Consider the following 15,044-nt stretch of genomic DNA (forward strand, 5'->3'; position numbering starts at 1 on the left):
GCACTTTATGATCAGGTCTATTGTGCCCGTGGCGACATGGAGAACCGGATCAAAGAACAACAGTTGGGACTGTTTGCCGAGCGCACCAGCGCACACCACTGGTGGGCCAACCAGTTCCGCCTGCTGCTATCGAGCCTGGCCTATGTCTTGATGGAAGCGATCCGGCGTCTGGCTTTACACGATACGGAACTGGCCAATGCCCAGGTGAGCACACTACGGCTTAGGTTGCCCAAGATCGGTGCAGTGATATTACGCAATACTCGGCGCATCCGCTTCCTGCTCTCCAGCTCCTTTCCCTACCAGGCCTTGTTCCGCAAGGTCGCCGAACGCCTGGTTCCGGGAAGTTGCTTACGAGTGTTGCCCCGGCACGTCGATAAACAACGGGGGAAAGGGGGAGGTATGCCTGGATATCAGAAAATACCCTCTTCTGGTCACCGATTGCTAGAGGGGAAGCAAAGTAGGCATCCGAACACGGCGTGTAGTCATTGGGAGGCGACTGTGGAGCGGTAAGGAGCTTGCGATGTTATCGCGTAGCGGTCGGTGACCAGGACGTCCGGGGCACTAACAGGTTGTCGAAGGCCGAGTCGATTTTGGGGACTTAGATGTCCCAAAATCTTTCACGAGGTCGAAGACTCGCTTGTAAAAATTCATGAACTGCGATTGGGCGAGTAGACAAGCCTGACATTGGTGGCGATGAGGCCTTCGTTCACCTCGCTCTCTTCCAGGTAGAACTCGATAACGGTGTCCCGGTTCATCAGGTCTTCCGGTGTTACGCTTTCCGCCAGTTCATTTGCATGACAGAAAACGCTTTCGTAGGGCGATTCGGAATCCCTGGGATCCGTAACCCAGAGGTTTGGGGAGACCTCTTTAATAAATCGCAGGAAGCCGTACCCCTTGTCGGCAAACCACTTGGTGCATACGCCCCTGACGCATGAACCCGGCTCTCCCCACTCGTTTCTTAGCTCATAGGAGAAGGGCAGGAGATCAGGGATGAGATATCCCCGGTAGAAGGCATCCACCTGGCGCTGCAGTTGCTTCGAGACATTTTTGAATCCGAGCAGTTCCACGCGGCACCCCCGGTTCTGCAGGGCGGTTACCACTTGCAGAAAGTCTCCGTCTCCTGTAACCAGCAGGATGAGATCCAGGTTTTCTGCCTGCAGCATGGCATCCACTGCAAGATCAAGATCCGCATTGGCCTTGGTGGTGACATTTCCCTCATCGTCAGTGAAGCGCCGGACAGTCTTGACCGTGATCTTCCAGCCATAGTCACGCACCATCTGCTGGTAGATGTGGGATTTCTTAGCGTACTCGGAATCTTCCCGGGCGCGCTCCTGGTCGAAGGCGAGGTAGGTATTGAGACGCAGCAGGGTGCCTCCGTCCCGTGCGGCAAAACGCCGCAAAATGTCATAACGTAACTGGTAACCGCCGTTGAACTTGATATTTTCGGCGTCGACGAATACGCCAACTTTCAATTCACTCAATTTGACTAATCCTCTTCTTGGTAGGGATTGCTTGGCAATGTGTGGGCTGTGACAGCTTCAAATTAATAAATGCGCGCGCTGTCGGTTGTAAATTTAATTGGTGGGATGACAACTGTTGGTGTGTGTTTGTTTTCGCACCATACGCTCAATGGTACATGATTTTCATGGGGCTGATCTATCTTGATGCTTAAGGGCTGAGTGTATGAGAGAGGGGTTTTCGGTGCCGTTATCTGCGAGTGGACACTCAATTGACAGGTGTAACAATCTGCCCTTTACCTTGTCGCTTCATGTTCCTGTGATCAGGCGTATTGAGCATTGTCTCGCTGAGGGTGCAGCCGGGGATTAGTTTGACTTTTGTATGATCGAGGTTAGCCCTTGAGCATGAAAGAAAGCAGTACAAAAAAAGCGGACCCGGAAGGGTCCGCTTTTCTTATTGGGGCACCGGAATAGATCCGTTGCTTTGGGAGCGCCCTACTTGTTGGCGCGATTTTCGATCAGGTCATCCACAACGCTGGGATCTGCCAGGGTCGAGGTATCACCCAGGGCGTCGATCTCGTTGGCGGCGATCTTGCGAAGAATGCGGCGCATGATCTTGCCCGAACGGGTCTTTGGCAGGCCGGGAGCCCACTGGATGATGTTGATCTTGGCGATGGGGCCGATCTCCTTGCGCACCAGTTGTATCAGCTCATTCTTGAGCTCATCAACGTACTCTTCGCCCGCCATCAGGGTGACATAGGCGTAGATACCCTGGCCGTTGATTTCGTGTGGATAGCCCACAACCGCTGCCTCGGCCACCTTGTCGTGCAGCACAAGGGCCGATTCGATCTCGGCGGTTCCCAAGCGGTGGCCGGAGACGTTGAGTACGTCATCGACGCGACCGGTGATCCAGTAGAAACCGTCCTCGTCACGGCGTGCGCCGTCGCCGGTGAAATAGTAGCCGGGATACATCTGGAAGTAGGTTTCGAAGAAACGGCGGTGGTCACCGTAGACGCTGCGCATTTGGGATGGCCAGGGATGCCTGATGGCCAGGTTACCGGAGGCGGGGTTGCCCTCGATCTCGTTGCCCTGGTCATCGAGCAGTACCGGCTGTACGCCGAAGAAGGGGGTGGTTGCAGAGCCGGGTTTCAACTTGGTTGCGCCGGGCAGCGGGGTCAGCATGTGAGCGCCGGTCTCGGTCTGCCACCAGGTATCGACGATGGGGCAGCGGTTGTCACCGACAACGCGGTTGTACCACTCCCAGGCCTCCGGGTTGATGGGCTCACCCACGGTGCCGAGCAGGCGCAGGCTGGAGCGATTGGTGGCCTTCACCGGCTCTTCACCAATAGCCATCAGGGCACGGATTGCCGTAGGTGCAGTGTAGAAGGTGGAGACATTGTGCTTGTCGCATACCTGCCAGAAGCGGCCGGCATCGGGGTAGGTGGGCACGCCCTCGAACATCAGGCTGATTGCACCGTTGGTGAGGGGGCCGTAGACGATGTAGCTGTGGCCCGTGACCCAGCCGATATCGGCGGTACACCAGTAGGCCTCGCCGTCCTTGTAGTCGAATACGGTCTTGTGGGTCATGGCCGCCTGCAGCAGGTAGCCACCGGTAGTGTGCAGAACGCCCTTGGGCTTGCCGGTGGAGCCGGAGGTGTAGAGGATGAACAGGGGATCTTCCGCGTCCATTTGTTCCGGTTCGCAAACAGGGTCTGCCCCTTCCAGCGCTTCGTGGTACCAGACATCGCGACCCTCAGTCCATTCCACGGGCTCTCCGCCGCGTTTCACCACGATAGAGGTGTGGACGTTGGGGCATTGTGCCAGCGCCTGGTCGGCGTTGTGCTTGAGAGGGAGGGCCTTGCCGGTACGGATTGACTGGTCGGCAGTGATGACACACTGGCAGTCTGAATCCTGGATACGATCACGCAGGGCATCCGGAGAGAAGGCGCTGAAGACGATGGAGTGGACGGCGCCGATGCGGGTACAGGCCAGCATGGCCACTACCGCTTCGGGGATCATCGGCATGTAGATGGAGACGCGGTCGCCTTTCTGCACGCCACGACTCTTCAGTACATTGGCGAACTTGTTGACGTCGGTGTGCAGTTCCCGGTAGGTGACTTTCTTGTCGAGGCCGGGATCATCGCTCTCCCAGATGATGGCGGTCTGGTCGCCGCGGGTATCCAGGTGGCGGTCCAGGCAGTTGTAGGAGACGTTGAGCTTGCCACCCTTGAACCATTCGATGTGCAGGTCGTTCTCGTCGTAACTCCAGTCCAGCACCTTGTCCCAAGGCTGGTACCAGGAAAGATAGTTCTCTGCCTGCTCGGCCCAGAACCCTTCAGGGTCATCTACGGAGCGCTGGTACATCTCCTGGTACTGGGCTTCGTTGACATTGGCCTGGGCTGCGAAGTCAGCAGGGACCGGGAAGACCTTATCTTCAGACATTTCATTGTCTCCTTGTTGCGTGGTTGGTGCGGCTTGGCCGCTACCTATGCTTTACAAATGTTGTTTCCAGTTAACGCCGGGTTGTACCCGGGTGGGATCTGTTTTCATTATTGTCGGTTTGAACAGTGCGTTTTACATGTCAATCAGAACATCATGTCGGATTGACGTTGGGCACCCACCAGATCCTCTTTGCCAGTGGATGGATGAGCACGTAATTTCTCATTGTGCCCCATGAAAATGTCCTGTCAATGACTATCAGCATCATGTCAAAAGCCCCTAATAAGCATCGACATCATAATCGCCCTGCAACTGCTGCTGGAACCGTTTGATGGCGCGCATAGCCATACGTAATGTGCTGCGGCTTTGGCGCGAGAGCGTTGTGGGGTCGATCAGTTTGTCCAGTTTCTTCGACTGCCGGTGCTGCTCGATCTGGTGAGTCAACAGCAGGTCCAACAGCTCCTCGTAGGCCTCCTGGATGGCATCCTTGAAGTCCTTGGAGAGTTTTTCCGCCCTGAGCAGTGCTTCCAGTCGGTCGGAAGTGTTCTGCATGGTGATGCCGGTATCCAGTGCGTAGATCCGGGTGGCATCAGTGATGATGCGAAGGCCGTTTCGCTTTATGTCGATCCACTGGCCGTCGCTGGTGGTCACCAGTTGATTGAACAGGCCGATGGCAGGTTTGCCCTCCGCATCATCCTCTGCCATGAGTTTGAATAACTGGTGGCCTTTTCCTACTTCGCTCAGCAGGTGACGGCGCAGTTCGGATGTCAACGTGTTATCCCCATAGAGGGTGTCGAAATCCAAAACCACGTTGGACCAGCGGGCAGACTTGGCGGTGGGTAGATCCGTGATCTTTGTGATTTCTGCTTTCCACTCCTTGAGGCTCCTGCTGAACTGGGGATTGCAGGCCATGATCTCCCCGGGGCAGAGTGAGTAACCGACCCGCGCCAGGTTTCTGTTCATGCGCTTGGTGAATCGATTGAACCACTCCCGCACATTTTCTCTTTCTGACTTGGGAACATCCTGGATGATCAGGGCGTTGTCCTGGTCGGGGTTCAGCAGCATCTCCTTGCGACCCCCTGAACCCATGATGAATATTGCAAAGCTGGCTGGAGGCGCACCGTGGTTTTTACGCTTCATCCAGCGCAGTGTCAGTTCTATTGCCCTGCGCTGGATAATCAGGTGGGTCTCGCTCAGCAGGCGCACGGCATCGCTTGGCAGGTGGTTGCTTCTCTGTGCGTCGACAGCAGCCTCGATGATCCTTGCAGACAGGCTGATCAGCTCCTTCATACTGTCGGCTTCCCTGATACGGTTGGCCAGTATGCTGGGGCGGGAAATCAGCACCCGAAGGATATCGCTTTCGGAGACCATGCCGGTTGGTGCGCTGTCATCCACAACCAGCAGATACTTGGAATGTTGCCGCTTCAGCAGTTCCTGTGCTTCCCAGAGTGGTGTGCCGGAGTCGACGATATGGGGTGTTTCACAGGCGACATCGAGGACGCTGTCCGTGGGCTTTGCGCCATTGGAAATGGCAGCTTCGGCAAGGCCTGAAAAAGTGAGCAGGCCCTGCAGTTTTCCCGTGTGGTTGGTAACGGCGAGGCTACCGATCTTTCGCTCCTGCATCAGTGTCAGCGCTTCTGCAATGGTGGTGTTTCCTTCGCAAGAGGAGACCGGTGATTTCATGATCCGGGTGACGGGTTGGGCCAACACGCCGGTGGAGATACTTCTGTCGGGGCTGCGCTCACGCAGCTTGGCTGCGATGACACGGTTCAGGGCGTTGAACAGGTCCGGGCGCTCCTTTTCCAAGCGTTGAAGTACGGCTTCAGGTACAGAAAGGACCTTGGACTGGCTGGTTACTTCAGCCTTGGTCGTGTGATCGTTTCCATCCAGGTAGTTGGCAAGGCCGATGAAGTCACCTGGCTGCACAGCGTCCTGTCTGCCGCTCGGTCGGTGCAGCATGATGCTGCCTTCGAGCATGATATAGACAGCCTTTTGATAGGGTCTCCCGGCTGAAACAGGGCGCTGCCAGGTGCGAATAGCTGGTATTCGGACGCAGAAACAAGCATCGAGAGTGTTTCAATTAAAACATCCCTGAATGAGCGGGTCCCGGACAGGCCCTGCTCAATGCTTAATTTTTCTGCGGTCTGTATCATTGCACTCATCTGGTATCTAAAGGAGCTTCAGTGTTCGATTGGATCTTTCTCCTGGTTACAGGAGCCATCGCCTACCATGCCCTGACTCATCGCAATGAAGATGGGGAGAACGATATAGGTCATATGCTGTTCGGCGCCATTGCATTGCTCTTTTTCTTTCGGGTTCTGCTCGTCGATATCCTCAGTCTGTTTTAGTGTTAACAGCCCCTAAAAGCGTGTACGCCCGTTGCTTCCGGTCTGCCTCGGGTATGTGCAGTAGACGTTCATGTTCGGGTAGCGCCAATTGCTGTTTCAGGTATTCGGCACGATCGGCAATGGTTGCCGGTTTCCGGGGCTGATTCCTGAGAAAGCGAGTCAGAAAACCTGGTCCTTCGCCGGTTTCGGGTGCGATTTCAAGGGCATGCAGGTAATCGTCCAATGCCGCTTCATGTTTGCCCATGCGATCTTTCAGGATGCCCCTGTTGGCAAAGGCCACGCCAATCAGCACAGGGTTTGATGAATCCAGCGGTTTGTCCTGTTCAAGTGCTATGGCTCTGTCCAGGGCTGTGAGTGCATTGCGATAATGCGATAATGCGCTAATGCATCCTCTCTGCCGGGTACCGGTTTCCGGTTTGCATGTATGGCTTCGGTTCCCAGTTGCATCAGGGACTGGGCCTTGCCCAGGAGCGCACCACTATGATTTGGGGATGTGCTCATGGCAGCTTCAAAACTGCTCAGGGCGTCTTGTAGTTGACCATCCTCCAGGTAACGGGCGCCAGCAGAGAGTGCCCTGGTTTCTGTTGTGGTGCTGCTCCAGTTCAGTTCATACAGGCTCCATGCAATCCAGCAGACAGTCATCAGAGCTGCCAGTTGCACAAATTTTCTATAGCGGCGTTCAGTCATCCCTTAATGCCCTAATAGTTGTCGGTGCAAAACTATCTTCATCTTCAGCACTTGCCTGTCGTCTGCGGTTAAAAAAATGGGGGGAGGGAGGCCTCCCCCAAAGCCACAGACAAACTGAAATCTACGTTAAGTGATTTCCGCATCATGTCACTGGTCCGGGTCAACTGGGCCGGTCGATATCCATCTGGATGTCGTCTATATCTTCATGCAGTGCATGAATCTCCTCTTCAGGCACAGTTGAAAGTTCCATCTTGTAGGCCAGGAACCACATCATGAATATACCCAGCACCCACCAGAGCAGTTGCCATGCCCAGATGGAGGGAATGCCGAACAGCCAGGTGGCCGCGTCCGCAGGGTCTCCGAATATCCAGTTCCCGATGACCGCTCCTGGGCCTATACCGAAGAAGAACCAGGTGATGGTGATGATCCAGGCAATGGGCACGAGTCCTTTTTTCGACGCTGAGAGCCCGGCGTGCTGGCGCAGGAAGTTGTGGAACGTCATGCGGTGCCTGTGCTCATCTGCGTTCTGTGTGACTGCAGAGACCAGAATGGCCAGGCCCAGGTTGAGAAATATTCCCCAGCCAGCCGAGTGGATAGTCATGGGCCAACGACCCCATGGCATGTACTGGGCGCCAATATTCTCGGTGAGGGTTACCGCGATGAGCCCGGCGATCAGTGCGGGCCACATCTGGAAACCGTAGGCCACGGCCAGTCCGCCCAGGAGTACAAGAGCGTCATTCGACGCCGTGGCGAAGACCAGGGCCGTCAGGACAATTGCGACCACGCCAAGGCGCCCGAAGAACTTCTGCTGGATATGGGAGGCATTGGGAATGATGAAGCGCTTTATCAGGTCACGTGTCAGCATGCCGCCGGCGGTGGACATGTAGGCTGCGCCGGTGGACTGCATGGCGGCCAGTGCACAGACCGCGAGAATGCCCACCAGCCAGGGCGCGAGGTCGGACATCAGGTAGACGAGTTGCGGAACCAGCATGTCCGGATTGCTTGGGCTGTGGAGCAGGTCGTCAGCGCCGATCTTCTGCAGGACTTCCACCATCACCGGGTTGACCAGCTCCGGATGGGCCGCCATGAAGGCGCTGTCGGCACCCAGGAAATGCGCCCCTATGCCCTGCAGTGCGGCAAAGACCATCAGGATAAAGCCGATGCCTGCCGATGAGGCCCAAACCTGCTGAGGTGCGAAGGGCTCAGGGCTCTTGTTGCCAAAGGCCCACATCGAGAAGGCAGGGGCGGACTGAATGCCCATGAGAGCAAACATGTACGTGAGAATCATGATCCCTGTCCAGGCGCCACCTACAGGCGCCGAGTCGGTGCCGAGCCCTGCGCCATACTGGATCATGCCCGGAATGGCGACATAGGCGCTGTAGCCGTCAGGTGTTGTTTCTCCGAAAGCAGCCTTGCCTGTTTCGAGGTCGATGGCGGTGAGCGCGGCCAGTCCCTGGGTGAACTGGCCGAAACCTTCTATCGCGTTAATGGCAATGATGCCGATGATCATGATTCCGCCAGAGAGAAGAATGGCCTGGGCAGAGTCAACATAGGCCACGGCCCGCAATCCTCCAGAGGCGACGTAGATGATGACCACGACGGAGAGTAGCCACATGCCGGCCTCGACCTCCAGCAGCCCATCCGTCAGCACATTGAACAGGAATCCCGACGCACGCAGCTGGATGCCCAGGTAGGGTATGGAGAAGACTAGTGCCACCAGTACCACCAAAAGACGGACGGTATCGGATTTGAAATAGTAGGCCATCATCTCGCCAGGGGTGATAAACCCGAAACGCTTCCCCAGCATCCACTGGCGCTTGAGAAACATGACCCCGGTAAAAGGTATGGCGATGGCATAGAAAGAGGCGTAGGCGTACTGGAATCCGTCCCGGTAGATCAGCTCCGGGTGTCCCATGAAGGTCCAGCCTGAGAACGATGTGGCCGTGGCGGCCAGGATGAAGACCCAGAGAGAGATCTGGCGTCCGGCCACGAAATAGTCGCTGGCGGTCCTGGCAGTCAGGGCACCCTTGATGCCCCAGAAGCAGTAGGCCCAGTAGAGTGCTACGAAGACAAACAACCAGATAATCTTGGCGTCGACTTCCATTTATCGCATCCTCATGTTCGTGACTGTTTTTCAGATTTTCACTGGTGGAAAAACTAAAACCGTAATCCGGTTGTGATGCGAAAAGTATGCCGATTCGGCACTCTTCAGCGTTCAATGGATTAGCTGCCAATAGAGTGCTATGTGTTACTTTTTTACTGTTACCTGATGCCGGGAAGTGTGTATAAAGGTAACGCTTCTCTTGATGGTGGGTGGTGGTTGCGTATTGCGGGTAAATCACGTGAAATAACGGCTTTTGCGGCTTTTGCGGCTTTTGCGGCTTTTGCGGCTTTTGCGGCTTTTGCGGCTTTTGCGGCTTTTGCGGCTGGCCGGGGATGGTGTTGATGAAATTTGTAAAACTGCTTCACGAGGGACTGGTTGCCCTGTTCATTTTGATCAACGGTATGATGCTGCACCTTTTCCTGCTCCACTTTCCCTATGGGCTGGAGCCGTTTTTCATCAGCCTGGTCAACTGGAACAAGCTCAGTCCCCAGATCGGCTACGTGGTGACGATTACCCTGATGGTGATGGTTGTGGTGGTGGCATTGGTCTGGCGGCTGGGTACGGAATGGAAAAACCGCATCCTCTACATGCGCATGAATTACCCTCATCCGGCGTTCAATGCATTTCTGACCAACCGCAGGCAGCCGTTTGAAACCAGTGCCCTGGTGCAGGCGTTTCCCAAGGTCAAGGATTCAGGGTTCAACCCCCAGGTGCAGATCGAGACCTGGAACGCTTTGCATAAACAGCATGCCGACATGCCGGTGGTCATGAATACACGCATTCACTGGCACATATTGCGGGATCTCTACCTGTTGGCCCTGGTTTTTCTGGGGGTGTTCCTGGTTGGCTGGGTGGTGAACTTTAGAGTGCCTTTCCAGATCGTCAGTGCCTACCTGTTCCTCTTCGGGGCGCAGTTTCTCTTCCTGCTGCTGATGGCGCGCAAGGTGGGATACCGGTTGGTGGACAATGTCCTTGGCGTGGCGCTCGGTATGGACGATAGCAAGCAGAAGGACAAGAAGCGCTAGTTCAGTCGCTTCAGGTCATTGTGTTTGGTGATCAGGCTGAGAACTGATGGTTATTGTAGGAGCGAACTTGTTCGCGAACAGCATTTGGATATTATCGAGCGCTCATCACGAACAAGTTCGCTCCTACAGGGTTACATCAATGTACAGCACTACAAAATGATGATGAGATACGCTTCTTTTCAGCTGATGACCGTCAGGTCCTTCAGGGTCGGGGAGCGCTTGCCCTGGTGGTAGACTGCCTGGGCCAGGAAGAGCTCTCCGGCGGCAACGGCATCGGTAAGGGCATTGTGGGCCGGGTAGCGGGGCAAGCCGTAACGGTCCCTGGCGTTGGCAAGACGCAGATCCCCCCGTTTAATCGACTCGTTCCGGCTTCTGAACTGCCGAACCTCAAGGGCCAGTGTATCCACTACCGGGCTGATAAAGGGGTAGCCGTAAATACGCTTGCAGGCGTTGCTGAGAAAGTTGTACTCGATAGCGGCGTGATGGGCCAGCATCGCTTTGCCGGCCAGCGCATCGAGCAGGATGGGCAGGGCCTCCTTAATGCCCATGGCTTCCGAGGCCTGGTCGTCCAAAATGCCATGCACCACTGCCGATGACTCGGGTATTGCCCCGGTCGGCTTGGTCAGCAGGTGGGTGGCATCACCCAGGTAGATGCTCTGGCCCCGTATGGTGGTGTAGCCGACGCTGAGAATCTCGTCCCGTTTCTGGTCCAGGCCGGTTGTTTCGAAGTCCAGGGCAAGATAGTCCACCTGTTTCCAGTCTGCATCCATCGGCGGGAAGGGAACCTCGTAGTAGTCCCGCAACGGGCCTTCAGGCTTCTTGCGCAGGTACCAGTTGCGCCGCTCCTCCAGGTTGAACAGGTATTTCCAGAAGGACATTATCTTTGGTACCGCTGGCTCAGGACATTCTGCATGGTGCGAACAACCGAGAAGGCGTCTTTCAGATGGCTGCGTTCGAAGTGAGACAGTTCATCAGGTGACATGAAGTTGTCTGCTCTTTCCCCCTTTTTGATCAATCGGGCCTGGTGCTGAATGCGCAGATCGCTGATGAACTCCAGGGCATCCCTGAGATCGGTTGCACCATCGGCAGAGACCTCGCCCCCCTCTGCGACCACCTCCAGGCGATCCAGGGTATTGACCGCCTCGCTGCCGGCAGCCAGGGTGTAGACTCGGGTCAGGTCGACGATGGGCACGATCCCCGTATGCTTCATGTCGAAAGTCTGGTCGTGATCGCCCCCTCGAATCAGTACGAAGTTGCGGAAAAAACCCAGCGGTGGCTGGTGGGATAGGGCGTTGCCCGCCATGTGCGCAAGGAACAGGCGGTTGCCCCGGGTCCTGTTCAGCATGTGGCTGCGCAGTTCCCTGAATAGTGACATCTCTCCACCCACGCAGCGCATATCTAAGAACACGCAGACCAGCATCAGCGCTTTCGGCTCTGGCTGGTCGATCCACTTGTTGAAGTACTGCTTCCAGGTTTTCAGTGGCTGGCGCCACTGGTCGGTGATGGCCATCATTTCGCCAGGACAGTAGACGTACCCGCAGGCGTTCAATCCGTCACAGACGAACTGGGCTAGCGCCTTGAAGTAGTTGCCATGGAGGTCGGGGTCATACCCGTCATCCATCACCAGGCAATTGTCCTGGTCTGAGCGGGCGGTCTGTTCGTTGCGTGCCTGGGAGCCGGCGGCCACCCAGGCATAGGGTACCGGTGGCGGTCCGAGTTTCTCCTCGGCCAGCTGCAACAGGCGGGTGGTGATGGCGTCGGTAACCGAGGTGATGACATGGCCTGCGCTGTCGGCGGTGGCTTCGGCTGCCGCGAGATTGACCAGCAGGTCAGGGATCTTGGCGGCGACCTCTTTCATGCGCTCGATGTCACGCTGCTTGTATATATCCCCAACCAGGTAGACTGCAGAGGTGGTCTGGTGCTTGGTCAGGTCGGTGGCGGTCAGCATGTTGGTGACCTTGCCGTTTTTGACCACTGGCAGGTGATGAATGTTGTGTCGGGCCATGTAGAGCTGGGCGGCGAAGGCGTAGTCGTCCTCCTCAACCGTCGAGGGGTCCCGGGTCATGATCTCTTCTGCCGGGGTGTTGTAATCGAGTCCCTCTGCGACGACGCGCCGGCACAGGTCGCGGTCAGTGACAATGCCAAGCAATTTGTCACCTTCGGTGATCAGTATGGATGAGACCCGCTCTTCGCTCATGGCCGCCGCCGTCTCCTGGATAGTGGTAGTAGGCGGCATGCCGATCGGGCGCCGGCGGCTGAGCAGGTCCTTGACCGGTGTGGTCATCAGGTTGAGCTGACTGTTGGACTCCTTGGCGCTCTGGCTGATGGCGTCCCTGAGGCGATCGCCACCGACGGGGCCGAAGAAATAGGCGAGCTGGGTATGTTGATTGCACAGCTTATCCACCTCGGCAGCAGGAAGCTGGTAGATCAGGGTGTCCTCTATGGCGGTGCCGTGAAGCTCGGAGATGTTGGCCAGGCTCGATGTCCGGTAGCCCAGCACATCCCCTTCGCCAAGGCGTGCTATCAGTTCGTCATCGCTGGCAAGTTCAACGGCACCGGTGCGTACGATGTAGAGAAAGCTGTCGAGGCTGCCGCTGTCCGGGATGGCGCTGTCACGCCGGTAATAGCGCATCTGTAGTTTTTCCGGTAGCGCGGACAGTGCGGATTCACTCAGTTGATCAAACGGGTGGTGGCTCGCCAGAAAGTCCCGTATCTCAAGTAGTTCAATCTCCATGCGATCTCCCTGGGAGGTGCCTTCTTACATTGTAGCGGCGTTAGCTTGAGGTCTTGAAATAAAGGACCCCGCACTGGGCGGGGTCCATTCTAACTCACATCAGGTGATGTGATCAGTGGTCGGTGGCAGAGCCGGAAACTTTCGGTACGCGGATGTCCTCAACCAGGTGCTGGATGTGCTCCGGAGGCGGTGCAGTCATCTTGGATACGATGATCGCGGATGCGAAGTTGATCATCGCGCCCACAGCACCGAACGCCTCGGGTGCAATACCCAGGAAGTGGTTGGCAGTGGTGTTCGCCGCCATGGCGGTACCCGGAATGAAGAACCAGCCCTTGAACCAGAAAATGTAGAGCAGGGTGGAATCCAGACCGGCCAGCATGCCGACCACGGCACCGGTGTTGTTGATGTTCTTGTTGAAGATACCCATCATCAACGCCGGGAAGATCGAGGATGCAGCAAGGCCGAACGCCAGTGCCACCACCTGTGCGGCGAAGCCTGGTGGATTCAGGCCGAGATAGCCGGCCACCATGATCGCGCCTGCCATGGCAAGTCGGGCTGCCAACAGCTCGTTCTTCTCCGAAATGCTCGGCATGAAGATGCCCTTCAACAAGTCATGAGAGATTGCCGTCGAGATGGCCAGCAACAGGCCTGCCGCGGTGGACAGTGCTGCGGCCAGACCACCTGCCGCCACCAGGGCGATAACCCAGTTGGGCAGCTTGGCAATTTCCGGATTGGCCAGAACCATGATGTCGCGGTCGACCTTCAGCTCGTTGTCGCCACCTTTGCGGTACTGGATGCGGCCGTCGTTGTTCATGTCTTCGAACTTGAGCAGACCGGTGGTCTCCCAGTTCTTGAACCACTGGGGACGGGCTTCGTACTGCAGGGCGCCGTCAGCAGCTGCAACCGGGCCGGGCTGTACGGTCTTGGCCAGGTTGTAGAAGGCCATGGAACCTACCGCGGGAGCGGTGGTGTACAGAATGCCGATGAACACCAGTGCCCAACCTGCGGATGCACGCGCATCACGTACCTTGGGTACGGTGAAGAAGCGGATGATCACGTGGGGCAGGCCCGCGGTACCGATCATCAGCGAGAAGGTGTAGAGCACCATGTTGAGGGTGCCGCCTTTCTGCGCCGTGTACTGGGCGAAGCCGAGTTCCACCAGTGTCGCATCAAGCTTCTGCAGGAGCGGTGTGCCATCTTCCAGGCTGCCCCACAGGCCGAGTTGCGGAATGGGGTTGCCGGTCAGGTTCAGGGAGATGAAGATGGCCGGTACGGTGTAGGCGAAGATCAGTACGCAGTACTGGGCGATCTGGGTATAGGTGATACCCTTCATGCCGCCGAGTACGGCGTAGATGAATACGATCGCCATGCCGGTGAACAGGCCGGTTTCGAACTCAGTCTCAAGGAAGCGGGAGAAGGCCACGCCGATACCCTTCATCTGGCCGATTACATAAGTAATGGAGGCTACGATGAGGCAGATTACCGCAACGATACGGGCAGTCTGGGAGTAGTAGCGGTCACCGATGAACTCGGGCACGGTAAATTTACCGAACTTACGCAGGTAAGGTGCCAGCAGCATGGCCAGCAGCACGTAGCCACCGGTCCAGCCCATCAGGAAGATGGAGGCGTCGTAGCCCTTGAAGGCGATGAGACCCGCCATGGAGATGAAGGATGCAGCGGACATCCAGTCGGCAGCGGTCGCCATACCGTTGGCAACCGGGTGTACACCGCGGCCCGCGGCGTAGAATTCGCCGGTGCTGGAGGCCTTGGCCCAGATCGCGATACCGATGTAGAGGGCGAAGGTAAAGCCCACGACAATATAAGTTAATGTTTGCAGATCCATGAAGAATTCCCCTTATCAGTCTTCGTGAACGTCAAACTCGCGATCGAGCTTGTTCATCTGGGCTGCGTAGATAAAGATCTGCACAATGAATACGAGCATGGCACCCTGCTGGGCAAACCAGAAACCGAGGTCGGCGCCGCCGACCGCAATTCCCGAGAATACCGGGCGCAGTATGATGCCGCAGAAGTAGGACACGAATGCCCATGCTACGAGGTGAATCGATACCAGTCGGATGTTGGCCTTCCAATAGGCCTGGCCCGACGTGTCTTGAGGTGAGCTCATGAAACAGTCCTCCGGATTTATTTCGTTTGTTTATGGACGTCCAGGTTGATCGGCATCCGCTTGTTCCTCCCGGGTGAAGACTGCATACCTGGGTTTGGGGCCTCCTGCCTTGGGACAAGATGTAG

Annotated in this window: 13 protein-coding genes and 1 pseudogene; 4 read left to right on the top strand and 10 right to left on the bottom strand. The window is 56.6% G+C overall.

Annotation, left to right across the window (positions count from 1 at the left end):
* A pseudogene (locus BOW53_RS03055) lies at positions 1-339 on the top strand (transposase); the annotation flags it as partial.
* A gap of 308 nt (positions 340-647) precedes the next feature.
* Here BOW53_RS03055 and BOW53_RS03060 read toward each other — a convergent pair.
* From BOW53_RS03060 to BOW53_RS03070, 3 genes are all read right to left on the bottom strand, one after another.
* The gene (locus tag BOW53_RS03060; RefSeq protein WP_078486047.1) at positions 648-1,481 is read right to left on the bottom strand and encodes an NYN domain-containing protein; all 834 of its coding nucleotides are present in this window, start codon (positions 1,479-1,481) and stop codon (positions 648-650) included.
* A 471-nt stretch (positions 1,482-1,952) separates the two neighbouring features.
* Positions 1,953-3,899, bottom strand: a complete 1,947-nt coding sequence (gene acs / locus BOW53_RS03065; protein WP_078486048.1) for an acetate--CoA ligase — start codon at positions 3,897-3,899, stop codon at positions 1,953-1,955.
* Between the two features lie 276 nt (positions 3,900-4,175).
* Positions 4,176-5,942 carry a putative nucleotidyltransferase substrate binding domain-containing protein gene (locus tag BOW53_RS03070; protein WP_342748395.1) on the bottom strand — a complete coding sequence of 589 codons (1,767 nt, stop codon included), beginning with the start codon at positions 5,940-5,942 and terminating at the stop codon, positions 4,176-4,178.
* A 137-nt stretch (positions 5,943-6,079) separates the two neighbouring features.
* Here BOW53_RS03070 and BOW53_RS12675 point away from each other — a divergent pair, with 137 nt between their 5' ends.
* Positions 6,080-6,244 carry a hypothetical protein gene (locus BOW53_RS12675; RefSeq protein ID WP_172838743.1) on the top strand — a complete coding sequence of 55 codons (165 nt, stop codon included), beginning with the start codon at positions 6,080-6,082 and terminating at the stop codon, positions 6,242-6,244.
* Here BOW53_RS12675 and BOW53_RS03075 read toward each other — a convergent pair.
* The 3 genes from BOW53_RS03075 to BOW53_RS03085 form a co-directional block, all read right to left on the bottom strand.
* Entirely contained in the window at positions 6,231-6,536 is a 306-nt protein-coding gene (locus BOW53_RS03075) for a tetratricopeptide repeat protein (RefSeq protein ID WP_078486050.1), read from the bottom strand. The two genes, BOW53_RS12675 and BOW53_RS03075, sit on opposite strands and share 14 nt — an antisense overlap.
* A gap of 38 nt (positions 6,537-6,574) precedes the next feature.
* Positions 6,575-6,904, bottom strand: a complete 330-nt coding sequence (locus BOW53_RS03080; protein ID WP_135606976.1) for a tetratricopeptide repeat protein — start codon at positions 6,902-6,904, stop codon at positions 6,575-6,577.
* Between the two features lie 187 nt (positions 6,905-7,091).
* Positions 7,092-9,035 carry a sodium:solute symporter family protein gene (locus tag BOW53_RS03085; RefSeq protein WP_078486052.1) on the bottom strand — a complete coding sequence of 648 codons (1,944 nt, stop codon included), beginning with the start codon at positions 9,033-9,035 and terminating at the stop codon, positions 7,092-7,094.
* Between the two features lie 141 nt (positions 9,036-9,176).
* Here BOW53_RS03085 and BOW53_RS12680 point away from each other — a divergent pair, with 141 nt between their 5' ends.
* Positions 9,177-9,377, top strand: a complete 201-nt coding sequence (locus tag BOW53_RS12680; RefSeq protein WP_172838742.1) for a hypothetical protein — start codon at positions 9,177-9,179, stop codon at positions 9,375-9,377.
* Entirely contained in the window at positions 9,377-10,060 is a 684-nt protein-coding gene (locus tag BOW53_RS03095; RefSeq protein ID WP_135606978.1) for a hypothetical protein, read from the top strand. Before BOW53_RS12680 ends, BOW53_RS03095 begins: the two co-directional genes overlap by 1 nt.
* A 179-nt stretch (positions 10,061-10,239) precedes the next feature.
* Here the strand turns inward: BOW53_RS03095 and BOW53_RS03100 are convergent, their stop codons facing one another.
* From BOW53_RS03100 to BOW53_RS03115, 4 genes are all read right to left on the bottom strand, one after another.
* Positions 10,240-10,938 (bottom strand): exonuclease domain-containing protein, encoded by a 699-nt coding sequence (locus BOW53_RS03100; RefSeq protein WP_078486054.1) that lies wholly within the window; start codon positions 10,936-10,938, stop codon positions 10,240-10,242.
* Positions 10,938-12,794, bottom strand: coding sequence for a putative nucleotidyltransferase substrate binding domain-containing protein (locus tag BOW53_RS03105; protein WP_078486055.1), 1,857 nt, complete (start codon positions 12,792-12,794; stop codon positions 10,938-10,940). The genes BOW53_RS03100 and BOW53_RS03105 overlap by 1 nt, the downstream gene beginning before the upstream one ends.
* A gap of 112 nt (positions 12,795-12,906) precedes the next feature.
* Positions 12,907-14,637: a sodium:solute symporter family protein gene (locus BOW53_RS03110; protein ID WP_078486056.1), complete on the bottom strand. Its 1,731-nt coding sequence runs from the start codon at positions 14,635-14,637 to the stop codon at positions 12,907-12,909.
* A 15-nt stretch (positions 14,638-14,652) separates the two neighbouring features.
* Positions 14,653-14,919: a DUF4212 domain-containing protein gene (locus BOW53_RS03115; protein ID WP_078486057.1), complete on the bottom strand. Its 267-nt coding sequence runs from the start codon at positions 14,917-14,919 to the stop codon at positions 14,653-14,655.
* Positions 14,920-15,044: the final 125 nt, after the last annotated feature.

It is taken from the genome of Solemya velesiana gill symbiont, assembly GCF_002020805.1.
Lineage (GTDB): Bacteria > Pseudomonadota > Gammaproteobacteria > Chromatiales > Chromatiaceae > Sedimenticola_A.

Bases quoted from the DNA above. Each gene is read 5' to 3' on its own strand.
- acs (WP_078486048.1), bottom strand. From the start codon at position 3,899: ATGTCTGAAGATAAGGTCTTCCCGGTCCCTGCTGACTTCGCAGCCCAG.
- BOW53_RS03085 (WP_078486052.1), bottom strand. From the start codon at position 9,035: ATGGAAGTCGACGCCAAGATTATCTGGTTGTTTGTCTTCGTAGCACTC.
- BOW53_RS03095 (WP_135606978.1), top strand. From the start codon at position 9,377: ATGAAATTTGTAAAACTGCTTCACGAGGGACTGGTTGCCCTGTTCATT.
- BOW53_RS03100 (WP_078486054.1), bottom strand. From the start codon at position 10,938: ATGTCCTTCTGGAAATACCTGTTCAACCTGGAGGAGCGGCGCAACTGG.
- BOW53_RS03105 (WP_078486055.1), bottom strand. From the start codon at position 12,794: ATGGAGATTGAACTACTTGAGATACGGGACTTTCTGGCGAGCCACCAC.
- BOW53_RS03110 (WP_078486056.1), bottom strand. From the start codon at position 14,637: ATGGATCTGCAAACATTAACTTATATTGTCGTGGGCTTTACCTTCGCC.
- BOW53_RS03115 (WP_078486057.1), bottom strand. From the start codon at position 14,919: ATGAGCTCACCTCAAGACACGTCGGGCCAGGCCTATTGGAAGGCCAAC.